Source organism: Lactococcus sp. S47 (assembly GCF_016517475.1).
GTDB lineage: Bacteria > Bacillota > Bacilli > Lactobacillales > Streptococcaceae > Lactococcus > Lactococcus lactis.
The window spans coordinates 200186-223852 of the sequence record NZ_JACVUB010000002.1 but is presented as its reverse complement, the minus strand read 5'-3'; the positions used below and the strand labels follow the sequence as shown (position 1 = coordinate 223852).

At 36.3% G+C, this 23667-nt stretch carries 23 protein-coding genes, 1 tRNA gene and 1 riboswitch; of the genes, 18 read left to right on the top strand and 6 right to left on the bottom strand.

The window, feature by feature from the left end; translation table 11 throughout:
* Positions 1 to 149: 149 nt before the first annotated feature.
* From IAE52_RS03520 to IAE52_RS03510, 3 genes are all read left to right on the top strand, one after another.
* Positions 150 to 1985 carry an ABC transporter ATP-binding protein gene (locus IAE52_RS03520; RefSeq protein ID WP_109990598.1) on the top strand — a complete coding sequence of 612 codons (1836 nt, stop codon included), beginning with the start codon at positions 150 to 152 and terminating at the stop codon, positions 1983 to 1985.
* Positions 1982 to 3859 carry an ABC transporter ATP-binding protein gene (locus tag IAE52_RS03515; protein WP_033900385.1) on the top strand — a complete coding sequence of 626 codons (1878 nt, stop codon included), beginning with the start codon at positions 1982 to 1984 and terminating at the stop codon, positions 3857 to 3859. The genes IAE52_RS03520 and IAE52_RS03515 overlap by 4 nt, the downstream gene beginning before the upstream one ends.
* A gap of 96 nt (positions 3860 to 3955) precedes the next feature.
* The gene (locus IAE52_RS03510; protein ID WP_010905251.1) at positions 3956 to 4609 is read left to right on the top strand and encodes a YcjF family protein; all 654 of its coding nucleotides are present in this window, start codon (positions 3956 to 3958) and stop codon (positions 4607 to 4609) included.
* A 45-nt stretch (positions 4610 to 4654) separates the two neighbouring features.
* On the opposite strand, the gene IAE52_RS03505 is transcribed toward IAE52_RS03510, so the two are convergent.
* From IAE52_RS03505 to IAE52_RS03495, 3 genes are all read right to left on the bottom strand, one after another.
* Complete coding sequence (locus IAE52_RS03505) at positions 4655 to 5674, bottom strand: Gfo/Idh/MocA family oxidoreductase (RefSeq protein WP_017864067.1); 1020 nt, start codon at positions 5672 to 5674, stop codon at positions 4655 to 4657.
* The gene (locus tag IAE52_RS03500; RefSeq protein ID WP_003131184.1) at positions 5658 to 5825 is read right to left on the bottom strand and encodes a hypothetical protein; all 168 of its coding nucleotides are present in this window, start codon (positions 5823 to 5825) and stop codon (positions 5658 to 5660) included. The genes IAE52_RS03505 and IAE52_RS03500 overlap by 17 nt, the downstream gene beginning before the upstream one ends.
* Positions 5826 to 6012: 187 nt before the next feature.
* Positions 6013 to 6489 (bottom strand): S-ribosylhomocysteine lyase, encoded by a 477-nt coding sequence (locus IAE52_RS03495; protein WP_003131187.1) that lies wholly within the window; start codon positions 6487 to 6489, stop codon positions 6013 to 6015.
* A gap of 213 nt (positions 6490 to 6702) precedes the next feature.
* Here IAE52_RS03495 and IAE52_RS03490 point away from each other — a divergent pair, with 213 nt between their 5' ends.
* The 5 genes from IAE52_RS03490 to IAE52_RS03470 all read left to right on the top strand — a co-directional run bounded on the left by IAE52_RS03490 (position 6703) and on the right by IAE52_RS03470 (position 9703).
* Positions 6703 to 7167, top strand: a complete 465-nt coding sequence (locus IAE52_RS03490) for a GyrI-like domain-containing protein (protein ID WP_109990599.1) — start codon at positions 6703 to 6705, stop codon at positions 7165 to 7167.
* Positions 7168 to 7231: 64 nt separating this feature from the next.
* The gene (locus IAE52_RS03485; RefSeq protein WP_003131189.1) at positions 7232 to 8077 is read left to right on the top strand and encodes an aldo/keto reductase; all 846 of its coding nucleotides are present in this window, start codon (positions 7232 to 7234) and stop codon (positions 8075 to 8077) included.
* Positions 8078 to 8242: 165 nt separating this feature from the next.
* Positions 8243 to 8755, top strand: coding sequence for a cysteine hydrolase family protein (locus IAE52_RS03480; RefSeq protein WP_023189990.1), 513 nt, complete (start codon positions 8243 to 8245; stop codon positions 8753 to 8755).
* A gap of 118 nt (positions 8756 to 8873) precedes the next feature.
* Positions 8874 to 9422: a DUF6036 family nucleotidyltransferase gene (locus IAE52_RS03475; protein WP_033900392.1), complete on the top strand. Its 549-nt coding sequence runs from the start codon at positions 8874 to 8876 to the stop codon at positions 9420 to 9422.
* Positions 9419 to 9703 carry a hypothetical protein gene (locus IAE52_RS03470; RefSeq protein ID WP_003131192.1) on the top strand — a complete coding sequence of 95 codons (285 nt, stop codon included), beginning with the start codon at positions 9419 to 9421 and terminating at the stop codon, positions 9701 to 9703. Before IAE52_RS03475 ends, IAE52_RS03470 begins: the two co-directional genes overlap by 4 nt.
* A gap of 38 nt (positions 9704 to 9741) precedes the next feature.
* Here the strand turns inward: IAE52_RS03470 and IAE52_RS03465 are convergent, their stop codons facing one another.
* Positions 9742 to 11061 (bottom strand): LysM peptidoglycan-binding domain-containing protein, encoded by a 1320-nt coding sequence (locus IAE52_RS03465; protein ID WP_010905256.1) that lies wholly within the window; start codon positions 11059 to 11061, stop codon positions 9742 to 9744.
* Between the two features lie 343 nt (positions 11062 to 11404).
* On the opposite strand from IAE52_RS03465, the gene nrdD reads away from it, so the two are divergent.
* Both nrdD and nrdG read left to right on the top strand, forming a co-directional pair.
* Positions 11405 to 13648, top strand: coding sequence for an anaerobic ribonucleoside-triphosphate reductase (gene nrdD / locus IAE52_RS03460; protein ID WP_109990600.1), 2244 nt, complete (start codon positions 11405 to 11407; stop codon positions 13646 to 13648).
* Entirely contained in the window at positions 13645 to 14250 is a 606-nt protein-coding gene (gene nrdG, locus IAE52_RS03455) for an anaerobic ribonucleoside-triphosphate reductase activating protein (protein ID WP_025016575.1), read from the top strand. The genes nrdD and nrdG overlap by 4 nt, the downstream gene beginning before the upstream one ends.
* A gap of 108 nt (positions 14251 to 14358) precedes the next feature.
* On the opposite strand, the gene IAE52_RS03450 is transcribed toward nrdG, so the two are convergent.
* The gene (locus tag IAE52_RS03450) at positions 14359 to 14865 is read right to left on the bottom strand and encodes a DUF2325 domain-containing protein (protein ID WP_033900395.1); all 507 of its coding nucleotides are present in this window, start codon (positions 14863 to 14865) and stop codon (positions 14359 to 14361) included.
* 139 nt (positions 14866 to 15004) lie between these two features.
* Positions 15005 to 15077: riboswitch (Fluoride riboswitch) on the top strand.
* Between the two features lie 78 nt (positions 15078 to 15155).
* On the opposite strand from IAE52_RS03450, the gene eno reads away from it, so the two are divergent.
* Entirely contained in the window at positions 15156 to 16424 is a 1269-nt protein-coding gene (gene eno, locus IAE52_RS03445; protein ID WP_033900396.1) for a phosphopyruvate hydratase, read from the top strand.
* Positions 16425 to 16490: 66 nt separating this feature from the next.
* Here the strand turns inward: eno and IAE52_RS03440 are convergent.
* A tRNA-Ser gene (locus IAE52_RS03440) sits at positions 16491 to 16578 on the bottom strand.
* Positions 16579 to 16721: 143 nt separating this feature from the next.
* Here IAE52_RS03440 and IAE52_RS03435 point away from each other — a divergent pair.
* From IAE52_RS03435 to IAE52_RS03405, 7 genes are all read left to right on the top strand, one after another.
* Complete coding sequence (locus IAE52_RS03435; RefSeq protein WP_004255784.1) at positions 16722 to 17555, top strand: energy-coupling factor ABC transporter ATP-binding protein; 834 nt, start codon at positions 16722 to 16724, stop codon at positions 17553 to 17555.
* 185 nt (positions 17556 to 17740) lie between these two features.
* Positions 17741 to 18607, top strand: a complete 867-nt coding sequence (locus tag IAE52_RS03430) for an energy-coupling factor ABC transporter ATP-binding protein (RefSeq protein ID WP_033900397.1) — start codon at positions 17741 to 17743, stop codon at positions 18605 to 18607.
* On the top strand, positions 18607 to 19407 hold the full coding sequence (locus tag IAE52_RS03425) for an energy-coupling factor transporter transmembrane protein EcfT (protein WP_004255779.1): 801 nt from the start codon (positions 18607 to 18609) through the stop codon (positions 19405 to 19407). The genes IAE52_RS03430 and IAE52_RS03425 overlap by 1 nt, the downstream gene beginning before the upstream one ends.
* 23 nt (positions 19408 to 19430) lie before the next feature.
* Entirely contained in the window at positions 19431 to 20042 is a 612-nt protein-coding gene (locus tag IAE52_RS03420) for a thiol-disulfide isomerase (protein WP_033900400.1), read from the top strand.
* Positions 20043 to 20251: 209 nt separating this feature from the next.
* Positions 20252 to 21022, top strand: coding sequence for a 2,3,4,5-tetrahydropyridine-2,6-dicarboxylate N-acetyltransferase (gene dapD / locus IAE52_RS03415; protein ID WP_010905260.1), 771 nt, complete (start codon positions 20252 to 20254; stop codon positions 21020 to 21022).
* A gap of 136 nt (positions 21023 to 21158) precedes the next feature.
* Positions 21159 to 22313, top strand: a complete 1155-nt coding sequence (locus IAE52_RS03410; RefSeq protein ID WP_012897145.1) for an N-acetyldiaminopimelate deacetylase — start codon at positions 21159 to 21161, stop codon at positions 22311 to 22313.
* A 122-nt stretch (positions 22314 to 22435) separates the two neighbouring features.
* On the top strand, positions 22436 to 23554 hold the full coding sequence (locus tag IAE52_RS03405; protein WP_021723048.1) for a polysaccharide deacetylase family protein: 1119 nt from the start codon (positions 22436 to 22438) through the stop codon (positions 23552 to 23554).
* The last annotated feature ends 113 nt before the right edge of the window (positions 23555 to 23667 follow it).

Here is a 23667-nt window from a genome sequence, read left to right as displayed (position 1 = left end):
AAAATATTTGGTAAAATTATTTACTAAATTAATCATTCTGTCAGTAACTTTTCTGTTAATTTCTGATAAAAGTGCTATAATATTTGAATGAAAACTAAGAAAAATAAAGAAAAACTACTAAGGGTAGTTTCTGGGGAAAAGGGGAAATTATGCTAACGATTGGAAGGCGATATTTAAATTTTTGGCCTGTATTTTGGGCACTTTTTTTGTTAGTTATTCAAGTTGTGACTAATCTTTGGCTTCCAACGATTACAGCGGATATTATCAATAAAGGTATTGGTCAATCTGATATGAAATATATCTGGTTTATGGGTCTAATTATGCTTTTCGTTTCTCTGGCCAGTTGGCTTTCGGCAATTGGAAATGTTTATTTTGCTTCCAAACAATCTCAAGGATTGGGCTTAAAATTACGCCATGATTTATTTAAGAAAGTTTTATTCATGGACGAGCGCAATTTTCAGGAATTTGGTGATGCAACTTTAATTACACGTACAACAAATGATGTGACTCAATTGCAAAATGTCTTTCAAACGATGTTACGAATGATGCTCATGGCGCCAATGATGCTCATTGGTTCTATTTTCATGGCTTGGAAATTATCACATGATTTACTGCTGGTTTTTTTGATTGCCCTGCCTATTTTAACTTTGGCTGTCGTTATTAATATTGCTATTTCCATGCCACGGTTTCGGTCAATGCAAACAAAAGTTGATAAAATTAATCTGATTTTTCAACAAGGTTTGACTGGTGTTCGGGTGATTCGTGCTTTTAGACGAGACCAATATGAAATTGATAAATTTGATGAGGCTAACCGTGATTTGACACATACCAGTCAAGTGGTTTTGACGACGATTGCGATGTTAATGCCAATTATGACAGTTATTCTCAGTTTTACAAATATTGGAATTGTTTGGTTTGGCGCTCATCTTATCAGTAAAAATATGATGGAAATGGGTTCATTAGTTGCCTTTTTGACCTATGCCACACAGATTTTGATGTCATTTATGCAATTATCAGCAGTTGCTGTCATGGTGCCACGAGCTCAGGTTTCAGCTGTTCGAGTTCGAGAAATTTTAGAAACTAAAGATAAAATTACTGATGAAAATTCGAGCATATCCGTAGAGGCGCTAAGACGCCAACGGCTATCCTCTGACGGAAATGACAAATTGTCTGAAAGCAATTCTGTTCGCAATTCTCTAGCTCTTAATCATGTATCTTTCAAATTTGATGAAGCAAAAAGACAAGCGCTAAGTGACTTGTCAGTAAATGTAGCAGCTGGTCAGACCTTAGCAATTATTGGGGGGACTGGTTCTGGTAAATCAACGATTTTGAATTTGATTGCCAGATTAATTGACCCGACAAATGGAAGTGTCACAATTGATGGTACTGATATTCGCCAAATTTCACAGTATGACTTGCATGAAAAAGTTTCTTTTACGCAACAAAAAGCTCAACTTTTTTCGGGAACTGTCCGCTCGAATCTTCAATTTGGGAAAAGTGATGCAACAGATGAAGAAATGTGGCAAGCTTTGGAAATTGCACAAGCTGCTGATTTCGTTCGTGAACAAGGTGGACTTGAGCTGGCGGTCGAACAAAATGGCGCAAATTTCTCTGGTGGTCAAAAACAAAGAATTTCGATTGCTAGAACCTTGATTAAAGAGGCAGAAATTTATCTATTTGACGATTCATTTTCGGCCTTGGACTTTGCTACTGACAGACAATTACGAACAGCTATTAATCATTCGGAAAAACATAAAAATAAAATCAAGGTGATTGTGGCTCAAAGAATCGCAACCGTTATGTCAGCTGACCAAATCTTAGTTTTAGAAAATGGAATTGCCGTAGGACTTGGTACTCATGAAAGTTTGGCAAAATCATGTCCGCAATATCAAGAAACAATGCAATCTCAACTCTCGGATGATGATTTGGTCAAGATGGGTGTTTCAATTGCACATTTGACCGCCAGAGGAGGTGATGACCAATGATGAGAGGAAATTATCTCAATCGAGGTGGCAAAGGGGCTGACCGTTTTCAAAAAGGTCGGCGAGCTCAAAATTTCTTTCCAACGATTATTCGACTTTTCAAATATATGCGCAGAGATTTATGGGGACTTCTTTTTTCAATTTTAATTGCTTCGCTGTCAGTCATTTTGTCGGTTCAGGCACCCAAAATTTTGGGAAATGCAACCACAGTGATATTTGATGGCGTAACAAAAAGTCTAAAAAATCATACCGCAATTCAAATTGACATGACTAAGGTCGAATCTATTTTGCTTTATGTCATGGTCATTTATCTGATTTCATTTATCTCTGGGATTTTGCAACAAAGCATTATGACACGCATTTCGCAACGAACAGTTTATACTTTACGTCGTGAATTTAAAAACAAAATGAAAAAATTGCCAGTTTCATATTATGATAGTCATAGTAATGGGGATATCATGAGTCGAATGATAAATGATATGGATAATATTTCAGGGACTTTAAATCAAACTTTGATTCAGCTTATCACAAGTCTCTTGCAATTTGTTGGAACTATTTATTTCATGTTGACCATCTCTTGGCAGTTGGCACTCGTCGCCTTTATCACAGTTCCTTTGGCAATGATTACGGTAAGGATTGTTGCACCTTTATCGCAAAAATTCTTTGCTGAACAACAAAAAAATCTGGGATTATTGAATGACCAAATTGAAGAAAATTATGCAGGACATGCGGTCATTAAAACATTCAATCATGAAGCCTCAGCTGAAAAAGAATTCGCAAAAAGAAATGATAATTTTTATAAATCAGCTTGGAAAGCTCAATTTGTATCGACTTTGATTTATCCAACCATGCGATTTATCAATAATTTAGATTACTTAGCCATGGCCGTAATTGGTGGTCTTAAAGTTATTTCAGGGACGGTTAATCTCGGAGATGTTCAAGCCATGTTGCAATATACCAATCAATTTGCACAGCCAATCACAAATATCTCGAATATGCTCAATACCATTCAGGCTACAGTTGCGTCAGCCGAACGAATTTTTGAAGTATTAGATGAAAAAGAAATGACTGACGGAATTCCTGTCAGTGAAAAAGTTGCTGACGAAAGTTCAAAAAAAGCTGTCAGTAATTTAGGAGCGACTGACAAGACTGATTTCATCAATTTTGACCAAGTCGCATTTTCTTATAATGAAAATCAATCCTTAATGACAGATGTTAATTTTTCCGTTGAAGTTGGGCAAATGATTGCCATTGTGGGACCAACTGGAGCAGGTAAAACAACAATGATTAACTTGCTCGAACGATTTTACGATGTCACTTCGGGAAAAATTTTACTTGAAGGAAAAGACATTCGCGAAATTGACCGTGAACAATTACGTGGACGAATGGCAATGGTTTTACAAGAAACCTGGTTGTTCTCAGGGACAATTATGGATAATTTACAGTATGGTCGTCTTGAAGCAACACAAGAAGAAGTGATTCAAGCAGCTAAAATGGCACATGCTGATGAATTTATCACCACTTTACCTCAAGGTTATCAAACCCTTTTGAATGAAGCCGCAAGCAATATTTCTCAGGGGCAAAGGCAGTTATTAACCATCGCCCGTGCCTTTTTAGCAAATCCAGAAATATTGATTTTGGATGAAGCCACATCCAGTGTAGATACAAGAACGGAGCGCCTGATTCAATCAGCGATGAATCGTCTATTAAAAGGACGGACAAGCTTTGTCGTTGCTCACCGTTTATCAACTATTCGTGATGCCAATCAGATTTTGGTTATGGAAAATGGAAATATTGTGGAAATGGGGAACCATGAAAGTCTCCTTAAAGAAAACGGATTATATGCCAGCCTTTATAATTCGCAATTTGCAAAATAAGATATCGAAAAAATCAGTCTCTTTTTGATTGATTTTTTTGTTTATTAAGCGTCTATTTTGTTATAATGAGTTAAAAATAGGCGAGAAGGAGCGATAATGTTTAAAAAATCAGACAAGAAAATAAAAGAAAATGATCAAGAAAGCAATGCAGCTTTTGAGGAGTTTTTTAATCAAGTGCTCAAAAAAATGCCTGCTCGTTCCGCAAAAATAATCAGTTCTTCTTTAACTGTTTCAAAAGCGAAAGCAGAGCAGTTTTTAGCTAGCAATTCTCAGAAATTTGACCACCTCTTTGATGAATTTTTGGTTGGAGTGGACAGTCAAACGCGAAGGAAATGCCATGAAACCATTCATTTCGCTACCTTGACGGCGGCAATTGTTGGCTTTTCACCAATTCCCTTTTCAGATGCCGTCTTGCTTGTTCCGATTCAATTGACAATGATGATGCGACTTTATAAGATATTTGGGGCTTCTTGGTCAGAAGCATTGGCAAAAGGAATCACTAAGGAATTAGTTGTTGTTGGTTTAGGTCGAAGCCTTGTAGGGAATGTTTTAAAATTTGTTCCTGCGGTGGGAACAATTGCAGGTGGAGCAATTAATGCCACAGTGGCGACAACAATTACAGAAGCCTTAGGCTGGGTAACTGTCAAAATGCTTAATGATGGCGAAGATATTTTCAATAATGTCCTGACTTTTGAAGGTCAATTCAAAGGTTTGGTCAGTAAATTACAAAAAGCCAATAAGAAAAAATAGGCTGTCAGTAAAAAAAGACTTATCAGTTGATAAGTCTTTTTATTATTATTTAGAAAAACCATTTTCCAAAGTTTTAATGACAGCCAAAATTTGTTCATCGGAAACCAACTTGTCAGCTCCATTAATAATTGATTCATAAGCTGAATCATAAACTCTACCATAATCACCAGCAACCGTTGGAATATGCTTCACAATGCGGTCACCATTTTGATTGAAATAGGTAAGTTGCCCAAAATCAGCTGGACTGTCTTGCCCGAAACCTTCATCACCTGGGAACATGCCAACTTTTAAATCATTTTCTTGTTGGTCAACATCCATTTTGATGAAAGTTCCTCTCGTACCATAAACAAGCCATTTTGGATGTGGTAGAGCAGCGACTTCAGTAGCAGCAACAGTTGCTCGCAAGTTTGGATAAAGAAGATTGACAGAAAAATAGTCATCGACACTGTCATAATCTCTTGTTGCTCGAATATCATATTGAACTTCTTTGGGAGCGCCAAAAAGTGAAACCATTTGGTCCACTAAATGAACACCGTGACCATACCAAGCGCCATCAAAATTTCCACCTTGACTGGCATCATTAGGTCTAAAGTGGTCCATATTGACAGTGATATCTACCAAATCACCCAAATAACCTTGCTCAATCACTTTTTTGACGGTTAAAAAGTCGCTGTCAAAGCGTCGATTTTGGAAAGGCATGAAGAAAAGATTTTTTTCCTTGGCAAGAGCTACCAATTCTTTAGCTTGTTCCAAGGTTTCGACTAATGGTTTATCACAGAGTACATTTTTTCCAGCTGAAAGGAGTTCCTTAGCATAGTCATAGTGAGCAAAAGCTGGAGTCACAATGACTACTAAATCAATTGAATCATCATTAATAATGTCAGCGATGTCAGTGGAGAACAAAGTTCCATTTGCTTCTAATTCTGCTTGTTCAGGACGTTTCCCTAAAGTCCGGTTGACAATTCGTTTAATCACAATATTCTCACGTTCTTTCACGTAAGGAATATGATAGCGATTTGTTGATTTACCAAAACCAACATAGGCAATATTAAGCTTTTTTGTCATTCTTTTTATTCTCCATTTTGGCACGGAGGGCTTCAATTTTAGCTTGAGTGGCATTCTTTGTATTAATGCCTTTTCCGCCTACCGTTGAGTTTTTTTCGTGAAATTTTCCGACAGATTTCTGTCCTTTATTATCAAGTTGATATTTTCCCATAAGATAAATTAGGTTTCAGTAAGTAAAGTGCCTACTGAATTCAGTTCCTTTCTAAGTGGATTTGACTGATAAAAGTCAAAAAGTTACTGACAAGAGCTGTCAGTAAAAATTTGACCGATTAAATTCCTTACTAAAGGAAATGAAGTTGCACTTGTAATTTAAAAATGCTGAACTTTTGGAGTAAACTTTAAATTACTTTACGTTCGTAAGGGTCAGTAGAAATTCCTTCAGAAAGAATTTTCTTAGACCATTCTTTAGCACCGAAAAGTGAGTGATTACGGTAATTTCCGCATTCTTTTTCAGCAACACCAGGGACATTATCCCAACCAAATTCGTCACTTGCAAGCTCTTCTAGAGAAGATTTAATTACTTTAGCAATTTCTTCTGAACTATGTTCACCCCACATAATCATGTGGAAACCAGTTTGACATCCAAAAGGTGAAAAGTCAATCATGCCATCAATTCTATCGCGAATTAAACTAGCCATGCTATGCTCAATAGTGTGTAAAGCGGCCATTCCAATGGCATTCGCATTAGGTTGAACAAAACGAACGTCAAAATTAGTGATAACATCGCCTTTAGGCCCAGTTTCGCTACCGATTAAACGGACATAAGGGGCAAGTACTTTTGTGTGGTCTAATTGAAAAGATTCTACTTCAGCCATAAGATATAGGATACAAAACTCAGCTGATAAAAGTCAGCCTTGTTAGTATCTCCTCCTTTATTTTAAATTCTAATTCTATTCTATCATTTTTTGAGCGAAATATTTTTTCATTTTAATTATAAAGTGGTAAAATGACTTTATAACGGTTTCAAAAGAAGCCTTATTGCTTAAAAAAGCAAGAAACATCATTGTCAAAAAGAGTGAGGAGGGGAAGTGAACATCAGAGAAGTTGAAAAGTCATCTTTCTCCATCATTGGAAAAGAAGGCTTAGGTAAAGCACAAGAAGCTGACATTTGGATTCCACCACTCTGGCAAGAAGCAACCAACGCTTTTGAGGAAATTATTCATTTGATTAAGCAGCCACTCACAATTTGGGGGGCCATGTCTGATGAATCAGGGCAATTTAAACCATGGAATAATGGTGGACTCTATCTGGCAGGTGTTGAAGTTGAAAATTCAGCGCAAAAGCCTGAAAATTGGACTAAATGGACACTTCCGGGCTTTCGTTATTTAGTTGTTGAAACAACAACTTATGAAATGAACAAGACTTATTCAGATATGTGGAATTATCTAACTCAAAATGATTTAAAAATTGTTGGAGCGGTACAAGAACATCAATCAATTTCAGCAGAAAATCCTGAAGAGTTAGAACTATGGTTTCCAATTGAAAGAATATAAAAGTCCAAATGGTTTCATTGATGACGAGTTGTTGTATTTCAAAAATTACTAAGGAGAAAAAATCATGACATTAACAGACACTTACACACTAAACAATGGCATTAAAATTCCAAAAGTTGGCTTTGGAACTTGGCAATCTGCGAGCGGAGAAGAAGCTTATAATGCGGTAAAAGCAGCACTTGAAGCAGGATATCGTCATATTGATACAGCGGCAGTTTATAAAAATGAAGAATCAGTCGGTCAAGCAATTGCTGATTCAGGAATTCCCCGTGAGGAACTTTTCGTTACAACAAAACTTTGGGGTGTAGGAACAACAGAGGACGCTGCGAAAGCCTTGGATGAATCCTTGAAAAAATTGGGACTTGATTATGTTGATTTGTACCTCATTCATTGGCCAAATCCTAAAGCATTCCGCCCTGATTTTGAAACACGTAATCTTGCAGTTTGGAAAGCCATGGAAGCAGGCGTAAAAGCTGGTAAGATCCGTGCAATTGGTGTTTCAAACTTCCACCCACGTCACCTAAAACCATTGTTGAAATTTGCTGAAATTAAACCAGCAGTTAACCAAATTATGGTCAACCCAAGTGATCAACAAGAAGAAATTGTAAGTTTTAATGTTGACAACAATATCTTGACTGAGGCTTACAGCCCACTTGGAACAGGTAAAATCTTTGAAGTTCCAGAACTTGCAGACTTGGCAAGTAAATACAACAAGAGTATTGCTCAAGTGGTATTGCGTTGGTCTCTTCACAAAGGATATTTACCACTTCCTAAATCAGTAACCCCTGCAAGAATTAAAGAAAATGCAGAAATCTTTGATTTTGATTTAAGTATTGAAGATATTGCTTTTATTGACAGCCTTCATGGAAAAGCTGGTTTGGCTAAAAACCCTGATGAAGTTGATTTCTAAAGAATAATTATGAACATATTTTACTGACAGATTGTTTAGATCTCTTAAAAGACAGCAGAGAATTTGGTCAGTAATTTAAAAAAGGCCTGTCAGTAAAATTTTGCTGACAGGCTTTTTAGATTTTTGCTATAATAAAGAAAAATGATCAAATATCAAGGAGAAATGATGAAAAAAGCACTTGTTTTAGTTGATTTTCAAAATGATTTTATTGATGGAAGTTTGGGCACGAAAGAAGCACAAGCCATTATCCCAAATGTTATTGAAAAACTCTCTCAATATTCTAAAGAAAATCGTCTAGCAACCCAAGACACCCATTTTGAAGATTATTTAACGACACAAGAAGGCAAAAATCTGCCAGTTATTCATTGTCAAAATGGTACTTTTGGTTGGGAAATTCGTAAAGAAGCTCAAGTTGGCTTTGCTAAAATTTTTGAAAAAACAACTTTTGGTTCCAGAACATTGGCAGAATTTATTCGAGATGAAAATTATGATGAAGTTGAACTTGTCGGAATTTGTACGGATATTTGTGTTGTTTCCAATGCCTTGTTAATCAAAGCCTATGCGCCAGAAGTAAAAATAAGTGTTGATGCTTCTTGCTGTGCTGGAGTTTCACCTGAAAAACATTTGGCAGCACTTGAAACAATGCGTTCTTGTCAAATAGAAATCACGAATGCCTAATTTTGCTAAAAAGTTACTGACAGGTCTGTCAGTAATTTCAACTTGACAAAATCCTTATGATAATTGATAATGGAGTGAGAAATAAGAAAAATTTTGAAGGTGAGTGCGAGGTATAAATTTGGATTATCATCAATTATTTTCCCGCTTGAACGAAAAACTTTCAGAAGAAAATTTGCAACTTCACTTACATTGTGTTGGTGGTTTCGTGCTTGAATATTATGGAATGAAGGCAACAGAAGATATAGATGCCTTTTATGAAAGTACCGAAAAAGTTGAAAAAATCATTCAAGAAATTGGTGAAGAATTTCATGTCGGAACCTCTAATGAACCTTGGTTGAGTCAAGCAGTCGGCGAAGTCATGTCTCATTCAAAAACAGATGAAACAATTATTTTTGTGGAAAGTCATTTGACTGTTGGTCTGTCATCACTCGAATCTATTCTTATCGATAAAATACAGGCTGGCCGAACCAAAGATGTTCCAGACATCGCAAAAATAATGAAAAAATTAAAAATTGAAAGTCCAGATCCTCTCTTAGAACGATTTAAACATACAGATGGTTCAGCAGACCCAGCGGTCATTTTAGAGGCTTTTAGTTTAGCTTACGGTGAAGATGCCTTAAAAAATTATTTACGAAAAAATCCAAAAATACTGAGGTTATTGCAATGACGTGGATTGAATATCTCCTGAATGCTGCTCAAAAGTCTAAATGGAATTTAGAACTTTGGGTCCGTTATTTAAATAAAGTGATTCAACGGGACAAAATTTTACTTTCAAAAACAGATATTGATTATTTAATGAGTTCTGAAGAATTAACTTCTTTTCAACGCGTTTTTCTTGAACTCGCGCTTGAAAAAGAAACAACACCTTGGGAAATGACTGTTGGCATGTCTGAACCGACTCAATCGATTCATCTTCAGTCTGTTTTAAAAGAATTAAAAAAAGAATGAATTAACTTTCATTCTTTTTTTATTTTATAAATTACAATTTATTTAATACGAAGATATTGACCAATTAAAATGGTATCACTTGATAAATGATTCCAAGCCTTAATTGAAGCAATTGGGCTACCAGATTTTTGTGAAAGTCCCCAAAGCGTATCTCCTTTAACAACCTTATGGATAGAGGTATTTGAAGCTGCAGAAGAGTTAGAAGTTGAACTCGTAGAGGCTGAGCTTGAACCTGTTGAAGAACTTGAAGAACCGGCAGATTGTGAAACAATCAAGTTTTGTCCAATGAAAATTGTATCAGAATTCAAATGATTCCAACTCTTGAGTTGAGCAATCGTCGTTTTATATTTGACAGAGAGTCCCCAAAGCGTATCACCAGATTTAACCTTAATCGTCGTCTGTGAAGCTGGTTTGGCAGGAGTGACCGAAGTAGTAGGCGTTGTAGTTCCGGCAGAATTTCCTGAAGAAGTTGAACTATTTGTATTAGACGAAGAACTTGAAGTTGTCAATACAAGCTTTTGCCCAATATAGATGACTGTACTTTTAAGATTGTTTGCGCTTTGAATTTGAGCAACACTAATTCCATATTTTTGCGAAATTCCCCAAAGTGTATCGCCAGATTTAACTGTATAAGTGGTTGAGCTTGTATTTGAATTATTATTGGTATTTGTAGCTGTTGAACCACCGGAATTAGAAGTACCAGCAGAAGAAGCACCGTCAAAACGAGTCAAATTATATTGAGAAATAATTCGATTCAGGGAAGCACCATAATTAGGGTCAGTTGCATATTTTCCTGTTAAAGCTGCGGTTGCAGCTTGATAGGTTGCCGCGTTTGCTCGCCAAGCTTTAGCATAATAAGGACCATTTCCAAAGTTTGTAGTTTTTAAAACATAAGCATTATCTTGGAAACTTTGATTAAAGGAAGGATAAACCCTAAATGGCATATCTTTTGTGACCCATTTACCATTGAGATATTCTTGAGTTTTAAAAACAACGCTTTTTCCTTGATAAGTTCCTTGAATACCGAATAAATTATAATAGGGGGCACGAGAAAGTTGGCTTGAACCCCAGTTACTTTCCAAAATAGCTTGAGCAATCATAACTGAAGGATAAAGACCATTACTATCGGCAACTGGTTTTGCTGATGCAGCAATACTTTCAATAAAAGCTTCTGTCGAATTGGTTGCAGCCTGAACCATTGGGCTTGTTTGTTGGAGCAAAAGCTCGTGAGTGGTCGTCAAAGTTCCTGCAATGAGAACAGCGCCAGCAAATTTGGTCGCTGGTTTATAAAAAGCCAGTGGTTTTTTGGCTTTCTTTTTTAAATGTCTATTTTTAACTTTAATACGAGAAACTGGCATAAATAATTCCTTTCCTGAAAATACAGAATAAAATAAGTACTACCCTATTTTACCACGGTTAATGGAAGAAAAAGATGACAATTATGTGGCGGTTTGTAAACGTTTTTTATTTAATGTTTTATATTGGCTAGAAAATGTGAGAATTTAGATAAAAAATCTGATTTAAGACGCAATGATTACATTTTAAATACAAAGAGATTATATTTTGCTTTGCGAAATTGAGAAAAGGGAATGAAAACAAGCAACACAAGATATTGTGTGTGTTTACATAATTTAACCTATATATTGTGTCATTTTCGAGAATTTGATAAAATAGATGATGTAATTGAAGAGGATGGTTAATATGAAAAGTGAAGTAAAATATCAAGATGTAACACTAGAAGAAATTAATGTGATAAAGCGTGACGGACGCTCAGTGAAATTTAACAGTGAGAAAATTTTTGATGCTTTGACTAAAGCGGCTAAAAAAGTCGAACTGACAGATATGTCGGTTCTTTCAGAACTTACTGACAGAGTAGTCAGTGAAATCTTTACTCGTTTTTCTGAAAATGTCAAAATTTATGAAATTCAATCGATTGTTGAGCAAGAACTCCTTGAGTCTGGTGAAACTCAATTGGCTGAAGAATATATCTCTTATCGTGCTAACCGTGATTTGGCCCGTACCAAAGCAACGGATATCAATTTCACGATTGAAAAATTAATTAATCGCGACCAAACTGTCGTTAATGAAAATGCCAATAAAGATTCTAACGTTTTCAATACTCAACGTGATTTGACAGCTGGTGCGGTTTCCAAAGCAATTGGTTTGAAACTTCTTCCGCCACATGTGGCAAACGCTCACCAAAAGGGTGATATTCATTATCATGACCTTGATTATAGTCCATTTACTACAATGGCTAACTGTTGTTTGATTGACTTTAAAAATATGTTTGAAAATGGTTTTAAACTTGGAAATGCGCAAGTAGATTCGCCAAAATCAATTCAAACAGCAACTGCGCAAGCCAGTCAAATCATCGCTAATGTGGCTAGTTCACAATATGGTGGTTGTTCATTTGACCGTGCCGATGAAGTATTGGCGCCTTACGCGAAATTAAATTATAAAAAACATTTAAAAGAAGCACAAAAATGGATTGATGGTGCTGAAAAACAAGAAGCTTATGCTCGTGAAAAAACAGCCAAAGATATCTATGATGCAATGCAATCTTTAGAATATGAAATTAATACTTTGTTTACTTCAAATGGTCAAACGCCTTTTGTAACAGTTGGTTTTGGTCTTGGAGACGATTGGTATGCGCGTGAAATTCAAAAAGCAATTTTGAATGTCCGGATTGGTGGTTTAGGTTCAGAACACCGTACTGCTATTTTCCCTAAATTAATTTTCACACTCAAACGTGGACTTAACCTCGAAGTAGGGACACCAAACTATGACATCAAAGAACTTGCGCTTGAATGTTCAACAAAACGGATGTACCCTGATATTTTGAGCTATGATAAAATTGTTGAATTAACAGGTTCATTTAAAGCTTCAATGGGTTGTCGTTCATTCTTGCAAGGCTGGAAAGATGAAAATGGGAATGACGTGACTGCTGGACGTAATAATCTTGGAGTTGTTACAGTTAACCTTCCACGTATTGCTCTTGAAGCCGCTGGAAATAAAGAAAAATTCTGGGAAATCTTCAATGAAAGAATTGAAATTGCTCATGATGCCCTTGCTTTTCGTGTTGAACGTGCTAAAGAAGCACAACCTAAAAATGCACCTATTCTCTTTATGAATGGTGCATTGGGACGTCTTGATGCCGAAGGTTCAGTTGATGAATTGTACAATAAAGAACGTGCAACTGTAAGTTTAGGTTACATTGGACTTTATGAAGTGGCGACTACTTTTTATGGCCCAACTTGGGAAAATAATCCTGAAGCTAAAGCTTTTACAATTGAAATTGTGAAACGAATGCATGAAGATTGTGAAGATTGGTCTAAAGCCTCTGGTTATCATTATTCTGTTTACTCAACACCGTCAGAAAGTTTAACTGACCGTTTCTGCCGAATGGATAAAGAAAAATTCGGTTCAGTTGCAGATATTACTGACAAAGATTACTATACTAATTCTTTCCACTATGATGTGCGTAAAAATCCAACTCCATTTGAAAAATTAGAGTTTGAAAAAGACTATCCTGTTTATGCCAATGGTGGATTCATTCATTACTGTGAATATCCTGTTCTTCAACAAAATCCGAAAGCTCTTGAAGCAGTCTGGGACTTTGCCTACGATCGTATTGGATATCTTGGAACAAATGCACCAATTGACCACTGCTATGCTTGTGGATTTGAAGGAGATTTTGCGGCAACGGAACGTGGGTTTAAATGTCCACAATGTGGCAATGATGATCCTAAAACCTGTGACGTTGTCAAAAGAACTTGTGGATATCTTGGAAATCCGCAAGCACGTCCAATGGTTCATGGTCGTCACAAAGAAATTTCATCACGTGTAAAACATATGAATGGTTCTGTCGGAGCCTTGAACGATGGAAATTTGATTGATTCAGTCGAAGTTGACGAAGCGAAATCAAAATATTTTGCGGAGAAATAAGTATGAACAATCCAAAACCAGGAGAATGGAGAGCTGATGAACTCTCACAAAATTATATTGCAGATTATAAGCCCTTCAATTTCGTTGATGGTGAAGGGGTGCGCTGCTCACTTTATGTGAGTGGCTGTATGTTTCATTGCGAGGGCTGCTATAATCAAGCCACTTGGTCATTTCGTTATGGAACGCCCTATACCAAAGAGCTTGAAGATAAAATTATGGCTGACCTTGCTCAGCCTTATGTCCAAGGACTGACGCTTCTTGGTGGGGAACCTTTCTTGAATACGACATTTTTGATTCCTTTGCTCAAACGGATTCGTCGTGAGTTACCGGATAAAGATATTTGGTCATGGACAGGTTATACATGGGAAGAGATGTTGCTTGAAACAGATGACAAATTAGAAATGCTTGATTTGTTAGATATTTTAGTTGACGGTCGTTTTGAATTATCAAAGAAAAACTTAATGCTCCAATTCCGTGGGTCATCAAATCAGCGGATTATCGATGTACCAAAATCTCGAAAACAAGGACAAGTTGTCATTTGGGAAAAACTCAATGATGGTGAAAAAACTTTTGAACAAATTCATAAAGAAAAATTAATTTAAAAGTTACTGATGGACATTTGAGTATATCCGTAAGCGCTAAAGTGCCAACGGCTATCTTCTGACAGAAATTCTGTCACTAAAAATAAGCACTGACAAATGCGTCAGCGCTTATTTTTTAAATAATTTTGTAAAATCTGGTTCGTCGTCAGTAATTTTGAAATCTTTTAGCGCCGATTTTAGAGGGAGATGTTTCTTTTTTCCTTTTAAATAATTTTGACTTTCTTTGCTTTGGGCACTTTCGGCTAAAGAATTTTGCTTTTGTATAACTCTATTTTCAATTTTTCTTTTGCTTTTCTTATTTTCGTCGGTGCTTTCAAAAGATTCATCTGGAAAAGTTTGAGAAAGTTGCTTGATAATGGTTTCTAAACCAAAGTTACTACTAATCCAAAAGGGTGTATCGGTTGCTTTACAAGCTTCTTTAGCAAATTGAACTGAATGATGAGCCACATTGCGGTTTCTCATAACGACGAAATCAGCTTTGGCAACAAGTTGGTCAATCTCAAATCGATTAGGTTTTTTCTTATCAAAACCAAGAAAAGAAACGCCAACTTTTGCCAAGCCCTCTCTAAAATCATGCCAATATTTAACTTCACATAGAACAAGTAGTGTTTTCATGTCATTCCTTACTGATGCTCTGTCTTTACTGACAGGAGCGAATTATAGTGATTATAACACAATTTTGCTTAATGATAAATGTATTTTTTTAAATATAAGTTTCAAAAATTTGACCTCATAAAAATAAAGTGGTAAATTAATAGTAGATGGGTATGGTGCACACCCGAAACCGTTTCAAGAAATAGCTTGAATCTAATGGCGCCTACAAAGCAAAGTCTTTTTTTGCCTTGTAGTCTGCCATTTTTTCTTTGACTTACAAGGCATTAAAGGCAAAGAAAAGGAGATTTATTATGACAGTCACAATCGAAAACATCCACGCAAGAGAAATTTTTGATTCTAGAGGAAATCCAACCGTTGAGGTAGATGTTAGATTAACAGATGGGACACTAGGACGCGCAGCAGTACCCTCAGGAGCATCAACCGGAGACCGTGAAGCAGTTGAATTAAGAGATGGTGGAGACCGTCTTCAAGGGAAAGGCGTTTCTAAAGCCGTCGCAAATGTCAATGGCGAAATTTATGAAGCCTTGAAAGGACAATCACCATTTAATCAAGCAAAATTAGATCATTTGATGATTGAGCGTGACGGGACAAAAAATAAATCTCGTTTAGGGGCTAATGCAATTTTAGGGGTTTCAATGGCCATTTCTCGTGCGGCAGCGAATAGTGAAAAAATTCCACTCTATCGCTATCTTGGTGGAGTTGATTTGGAACTTCCACAACCCTTTTTCAATGTCATTAATGGTGGAGTACATGCCGATTCAGGAATTGACGTTCAAGAATTTTTGATTACACCAGTCAAACGGGAAAGCTTTCGCGATGGTTTAGAAAAAATTGCAAATATCTACCATACTCTGAAGAAAATTTTAGCTGACAAAGGGCTAGAAACAGCCGTAGGTGATGAAGGTGGCTTTGCCCCTAAACTTGGTTCTACTGAAAATGCAATTGCTACACTTTATCAAGCAATTGAAAGTGCAGGATATGTTCCTGGTGAAGAAATTGCGATTGCCATTGACCCAGCTTCAAGTGAATTTTATGATGATAAAGAAAAAGTTTATCGTTTTGAAGGGCAAAAATTGACTTCTAAAGAACTATTGACTTACTATGAAAATTTAGTTGAAAAATATCCAGCACTTATTTCCATTGAAGATGGATTTTCTGAACATGACTGGGAGGGCTTTGCAGCTCAAACGAAAGCTCAAGGTCAAAAAATTCAATTAGTAGGTGATGATATTTTTGTGACAAATCCTGAAATTTTCAAAGAAGGAATTAAAAAAGGTGTAGCAAATGCTATTTTGATTAAACTTAATCAAATCGGAACAGTAACTGAAGCGATTGAAGCCATTAGTTTAGCGAGAAAAGCAGGCTATAAGACAATGATTTCTCATCGTTCAGGTGAAACAGTTGATAGCTACATTGCCGATTTTGCGGTAGCCATGCATGCTGGCCAAATAAAAACAGGTTCAATGGCTCGAAGTGAACGGGTTGAAAAATATAATCAATTCTTGCGAATTGAAGAAGAATTAGGAAAAGATGTAGCTCTTGCTAGTTTTCCAGGATAGATAAAAATAAAAAACATTAATTTTTATAATTAATGTTTTTTTATTTTTAAGAATGTGAATTTATAAAGGAGAAGAGGGGATTCGAACCCCCGATACGCTTGTGACGTATACACACTTTCCAGGCGTGCTCCTTCGGCCACTCGGACACTTCTCCGATTACTTTAATATTATAACAAAATACCTTCTCGTTTAGCAATGACTTTTGAATGTTTTGTTTTGGCGATAAAGAATGTCATTTTTAGTAGAAATATAAAACTAAATGCTTAAAAGTGTCTAAAATTTGGTATAATAAGGGCTATGAATAAAATTCTCGAAGTAGAAAATTTAGTTTTTAAATATGAAAAAGAAAGCGATGTAAATCAGCTTAATGGGGTTTCCTTTTCGATTACAAAAGGGGAATGGGTTTCGATTATTGGCCAAAATGGTTCTGGTAAATCGACAACTGCTCGACTGATTGATGGTCTTTTTGAAGAATTTGAAGGAAAAGTCAAAATTGATGGAGAACTTTTGACTGCTGAAAATGTCTGGAATCTTCGTCGAAAGATTGGGATGGTTTTTCAAAATCCGGATAACCAATTTGTTGGGGCAACAGTTGAAGATGATGTCGCTTTTGGTATGGAAAATCAAGGAATTCCACGGGAAGAGATGATTAAACGAGTCGACGAAGCTTTGCTTGCTGTCAATATGCTTGATTTCAAAACCCGCGAACCCGCGAGACTTTCTGGTGGACAAAAGCAAAGGGTAGCTGTGGCCGGAATTATTGCTTTGCGACCTGAAATCATTATTCTTGATGAATCAACCTCAATGCTTGATCCGACCGGGCGTCAAGAGATTATGCGCGTGATTCATGAAATTAAAGAGAAATATCAACTGACCGTTTTATCTATTACTCATGACCTTGATGAAGCAGCAAGCTCTGACCGAATTTTAGTGATGAAAGCAGGAGAAATAATTAAGGAAGCGGCACCGTCTGAACTCTTTGCAACGAGTGAGGATATGGTTGAAATTGGACTAGATGTTCCCTTCTCTTCAAATTTAATGAAAGACCTGCGAAAAAATGGCTTTGATTTACCAGAAAAGTATCTGTCAGAAGACGAATTGGTAGAGCTTTTGGCTGATAAGTTGCGCTAAATTTACTGACAGAATTTCTGTCAGTTACACGCGATTAACGTGAGTGTGAAATTGGCGGATAAATGAAGTTTCTGTCAGTTCAAGGCGATTAATGAGAGTCCTTGAATCGGTGACTTAATAAAATTCTAGTATGCTAGAATTTCTGTCATTAAAATGGATATTATTGGATTTGAGAAAAAAGAAAAATGATTAAATTTGAAAAAGTAAATTATACTTATCAGCCCAACAGTCCCTTTGCCAGTCGTGCCCTTTTTGACATTGATTTAGAAGTCAAAAAAGGAAGTTACACGGCTTTGATTGGGCATACTGGTTCTGGTAAATCGACACTTTTGCAACATCTGAATGGATTGTTGCAACCTACACAAGGGACGGTTAGAGTAGGTGATATTGTTGTCACTTCAACAAGTAAACAAAAAGAGATTAAACCTGTCCGCAAAAAAGTAGGTGTAGTCTTTCAATTTCCTGAAAGCCAACTTTTTGAAGAAACGGTTTTAAAAGATGTCGCTTTTGGACCACAAAACTTTGGAATTTCAAAAGAAGAAGCTGAGAAAATTGCTGCTGAGAAACTGGAAATGGTTGGTCTTTCAAAAGAATTTTGGGAAAAATCTCCTTTTGAACTTTCAGGAGGACAAATGCGTCGTGTGGCCATTGCTGGGATTCTCGCGATGGAACCAGAAGTTTTGGTACTTGATGAACCAACAGCAGGCCTTGACCCAAAAGCTAGAATTGAGATGATGAAACTTTTTGAGAGTATTCATCAGACGGGTCAAACCGTTGTTTTAGTCACTCATTTAATGGATGACGTGGCCGATTATGCTGACTACGTTTATCTTCTTGAAAAAGGACATATTATCAGCTGCGGTACTCCGTCAGATGTTTTTCAAGAAGTTGATTTTTTGAAAGCACATGAATTGGGAGTGCCAAAAGCGACTCATTTTGCTGACCAACTTCAAAAAACAGGAGCCTATACTTTTGAAAAATTGCCAATCACACGAGTTGAACTTGTTAATTTACTAACAAGTCTGTCAGTAAAATCAGGAGGTGAAAACTGATGCAAAATATGCTGATGGGACGTTATATTCCAGGTGATAGTATCATTCACCGCATGGACCCGCGTTCAAAACTTTTGGTGATGATTGCTTTTGTTGTCATTATCTTTTTGGCTCATGATTGGTTAGGTTATCTTCTTTTAGTGCTTTACACTTTAGCGGGTGTTTTATTATCCAAAATTTCAGTTTCCTATTTTTTAAAAGGCCTACGGCCAATGATTGGTTTAATTCTGTTCACAGTTATTTTCCAAATGCTTTTTACTAATGGTCAACATGTCATTTTTAGTCTATGGTTTATCAAAATTTCCACAGAATCTTTGATTAATGCCGTCTATATTTTCTTTCGCTTTGTCTTGATTATTTTTATGTCAACAATTTTGACGCTGACCACGCCACCATTGACCTTGGCTGATGGAATCGAAAAAGGCTTAGGACCTTTGAAAAAAATCAAAGTCCCTGTTCACGAATTAGGTTTGATGTTATCTATTTCTTTACGCTTTATTCCAACATTAATGGATGACACAACAATGATTATGAATGCTCAAAAAGCCAGAGGAATGGATTTTGGCGAAGGAAATTTACTGAAAAAAATCAAATCAGTCATTCCAATTTTAATTCCATTATTTGTCAGTTCTTTCCGCCGTGCGGATGACTTAGCAGTCGCAATGGAAAGCAGAGGCTATCAAGGGGGAGATGGACGTACAAAATACCGTCAACTCAAATGGAAAATGCGAGATAGCTTGCTCGTTGTATCTATTATCATAATGACAATTTTACTTATTTTATGGTCAAAAGTTTCCTAAATAAATGCTCAAGAGGAGAAAAAATGATTACTTTAAACGTAAATAGCTTGGAAAATGCAGAAATTTTTTGGAAAGAATTAGGTTTGGAAGATGAAGTAGCACTTAATGAAACCTATGACCCAAATCCTGAAACTTTAGCAATTTCAGTAGAAACAATTGATGAAATTCATGATAAAATCATTGAACTTGGACTTCCTGTAAGTCCAATTACGCCAGCTGTTGATGGAAGATTCATGTTTTCTTTTATTGCTCCTGAGGACAATACCTTTATTGTTATTGGTGAATGGGTCGAAAGACCCTACACTGGAGAAATGCGCACTGAATTTTTTGAAAATGTAAAAGAACTAATTCCACTTGCGCCAGAACGTCTGTCAGAGCTGACAGAAGGCCAATTTGTACTTTTTGGACGTGTCACTTGTCCTTGGACCAGAAGATTTGTTAAGGCTCTTCCTGACTATGCTGACAAAATGATTTATTACGTTGACACAGAAAATACAGACCTCAATCCAGAATTACAAGCGATTCGTAAAGCTCACGAAGTAGAAACCGTTCCAACATTTATGAAGAGAAGTGCTGACGGAACTTTTATCAAATTTGATAAAAAGAAAGAAAGTCTTTCTGAGTTTATAAAATAAATGCTGACAGTTCTGTCAGTAAAAAAACAGTTTCGGCTGTTTTTTCTTTAAGCAGAATTGAAAATTTTCCAAATATTTGATAATTTGCTATAATATAGAACAATAATATTGTAGGTAAAATGATTCTGTCAGTAAATTTTTACTGACAGAATCATAAAAAGGCCTATAAAGTGTCATCAATAACTGAATGGCCCTAGAATGGAGTAAAAATGGAAGCACAAAAACTATCAGCACAAGAAATAATTCAATTTATCGGGAACGCTGAGAAAAAAACACGTGTCAAGGTAACCTTATCAGGAATGCCTAGTTTTAAAGCAGCTGGTTTTCTTGCTGAAAATGGGCGTCCAAATTTTAAGGCACTAGCCAATAAAGGAATCCAAGTTCTGGGAGATTTTCACACACATTACAGCTTAAAAATTATCATTGGAGATTGGCAAGCAGTACGTCCATTGCTTTCTGGCTTGACTGAGAATAAAGATTACACCCTAGAACTTGAAGGCCGAAATTCAGCTGTTCCTCTCCTTGATACCAGAGAAATCAATGCTCGAATTGAGCCAGGAGCAATTATTCGTGACCAAGTAACTATTGGCGATAGTGCGGTCATTATGATGGGGGCTATCATCAATATCGGAGCTGAAATTGGTGAAGGCACAATGATTGATATGGGGGCAATTTTGGGTGGCCGTGCGACGGTTGGTAAGAACTCTCATATTGGTGCTGGAGCTGTTTTGGCTGGTGTTATTGAGCCTGCAAGTGCTGAACCTGTTCGTGTTGGGGATAATGTCCTTGTGGGAGCCAATGCTGTTGTAATCGAAGGAGTACAAGTCGGTTCAGGTTCTGTTGTTGCAGCAGGGGCAATTGTTACCCAAGATGTTCCAGAAAACGTTGTTGTTGCTGGTGTTCCAGCTCGAATTATCAAAGAAATAGATGAAAAAACACAACAAAAAACGGCTTTAGAAGATGCCCTTAGAAATTTGTAAAATTAAAGAAATAGCTTATTTCTGAACTTTTGTTAATCTTAGCAAAAGTTTTTTTGCTAAAAAGAGCAATATACAGCCAAAAAAGAGTAAAATAAATAAAAAAGATTGAAATTAAGCCTAGTAATGAGGAAAAAATATGATAAATTTAATCGAAATCAGACGGCAGCTTCACCAAATTCCTGAAATTGGTCTTGAAGAATACGAAACTCAAAAGTATTTACTAGCCATTATTCAAGAACTGACTCAAAATAAACCATTTATTCAAGTAAGAACATGGCAAACCGGTATTCTAGTTTATCTAGCAGGAAGTCAGGGTCAAAAAACAATTGGTTGGCGAACAGATATTGACGGTCTGCCTATTGAGGAATTAACTGATTTACCTTATGCTAGTAAAAATGGACGAATGCACGCTTGTGGACACGATATTCACATGACCGTTGCTCTTGGTTTATTGGAAAAAATGAGTGAAAGCCAACCAAGAGATAATCTCCTCTTTCTCTTTCAACCTGCTGAAGAAAATGAAGCGGGCGGAAAATTAATGTATGATGCTGGAGCATTTGAAAATTGGCTTCCTGATGAATTTTATGGATTACATGTCAGACCAGATTTAAAAGTAGGTGATATCGCTACGAATCAGCATACGCTTTTTGCAGGGACTTGTGAAGTTGAATTATCCTTTATTGGAACAGGAGGACATGCTGCTTTTCCCCACACAGCAAATGACGCTTTGGTAGCAGCCGCTTATTTTATCACTCAGGTTCAGACGATTGTAAGCCGTAATGTGGATCCGTTAGCTTCAGCAGTGGTTACATTTGGAAAAATGGAGGCTGGGACAACGAATAATATTATCGCTGAACGTGCTTTTTTACATGGAACTATCCGGAGTCTGACCCAAGAAGTCAATGAATTGACTCAAAAACGTTTAAGAGAACTTGCAAATGGAATCGCGCAATCTTTTAACATGGAAATTGAGCTTAAACTTAAACAAGGCGGCTATCTTCCAGTTGAAAATCATCCTGAACTTGCTAAAGAACTGATGGAATTTTTCAAAAAAGAAACTAAGGCTAATCTTATTGACATCGCTCCAGCCATGACTGGTGAAGATTTTGGTTACCTTTTGAGCAAAATTCCTGGAGTCATGTTTTGGTTAGGAATTGATAGTGATGCTCCCCTTCATTCACAAAAAATGAATCCAGACGAGCACGTTCTCAATTTTGCTGTTGATACAATTAGCCAATTTTTACAATTTAAAGTTAATAGGTTATCAGAAGATGAAAAAACAATAAATTAATGGCTTTAATCTTAAGAATGGATATGTTAAGATAGGAGGATAGAGTTTTTTTAAATCATTCAGTAGTTAAATTGTTACAATTGAACTTTTTTGAAATGATAAAAGTTATTTAGGGAAGAATAATGAAACAAAGAAGATTAAAATCAAAAGGAGCAAAAAAAGCTTTTTGGAAGCTTACCTTGCTTATAGGTGCGTTATTAATAGTGGTAGCGGGAGTAGGAACCTATTATTATGATCAAGGAGTTCAAAAGCAAAAAATTGCTTATGAAAAACAAGTAGATGAGGCGAGAAATGCAAAAGACAAGGCTTATGATTCAAGAAAAGCAAACGATATTGAACAGGCTCATAAGTTAATTGATAAGCTTCATGTTAAAGATAAAACATCTTTAGATAAATCAATGAGCCAATTGACAAACTATTTGTCAGAGATTGACAAAGTGAACCAGATTGTTGCAAAAGCCCATGAAAATATAAGTGAAGAAGGAATAAAAAGCTCTGAAGAGGCTTTAGAATTATTAAAGGCTCCATATGAGAAATCAGACAAAGAAGCATTGGCAAAACAAGTAAATGCTGACAAACAAATACTTATTGAACGTCAAAAAGAAGCGGAGCGTATTGCGAACGTTCAAAATCAATATGCAAATAAAAAATTGATTGCCTTGACCTTTGATGATGGACCAAACCCTAATACGACCCCTCAATTATTAAAAATTTTATCAGATGCACAAGTTCCAGCAACCTTTTTTGCTTTAGGAAAACAAGCCCAAGCCTGCCCCCAAATTATTAAAGAAGAAGCTGATAGAGGAAATGAAGTCGCTTCGCATACATGGGACCATAAAGACTTGGTAACACTCTCACCAGACCAACAAAAGCAAGAAATTGAGAGTGCAAATCAGTTAATTAATAAAATTACAGGTAAAAACGTAACACTCTTCCGTCCACCTTATGGGAGTTATAATAAATCTGTTTTAAGTCAAACAAATTTAAGTGCAGTTAATTGGACTGTTGACACAAATGACTGGCGTTATCGTACAAGTGCTCCAGTTGTTCAAAATGTTTCGACTTACGCTCATGATGGAGCAATCATTTTGATGCATGATATTCACCAATGGTCAGTAGATGCTGTGCCGCAGATTATTCAAAATTTGAAAGCACAAGGTTATACCTTTGTAACGGTCAGCACTTTGCTAACAGTACAAGATGGGGGAGCTAAGGCTCAACAAGTTTATTTTGGTAGATAATAAAATAAGAAGAGGAGAAGTGATTCTGCTCTTTTTATTCGTTTTTAACGAAGGTTTATTCTAAAAAATTCATATCCAATGAGTTTATTCTTGACAACTTATGGGAAACTTGA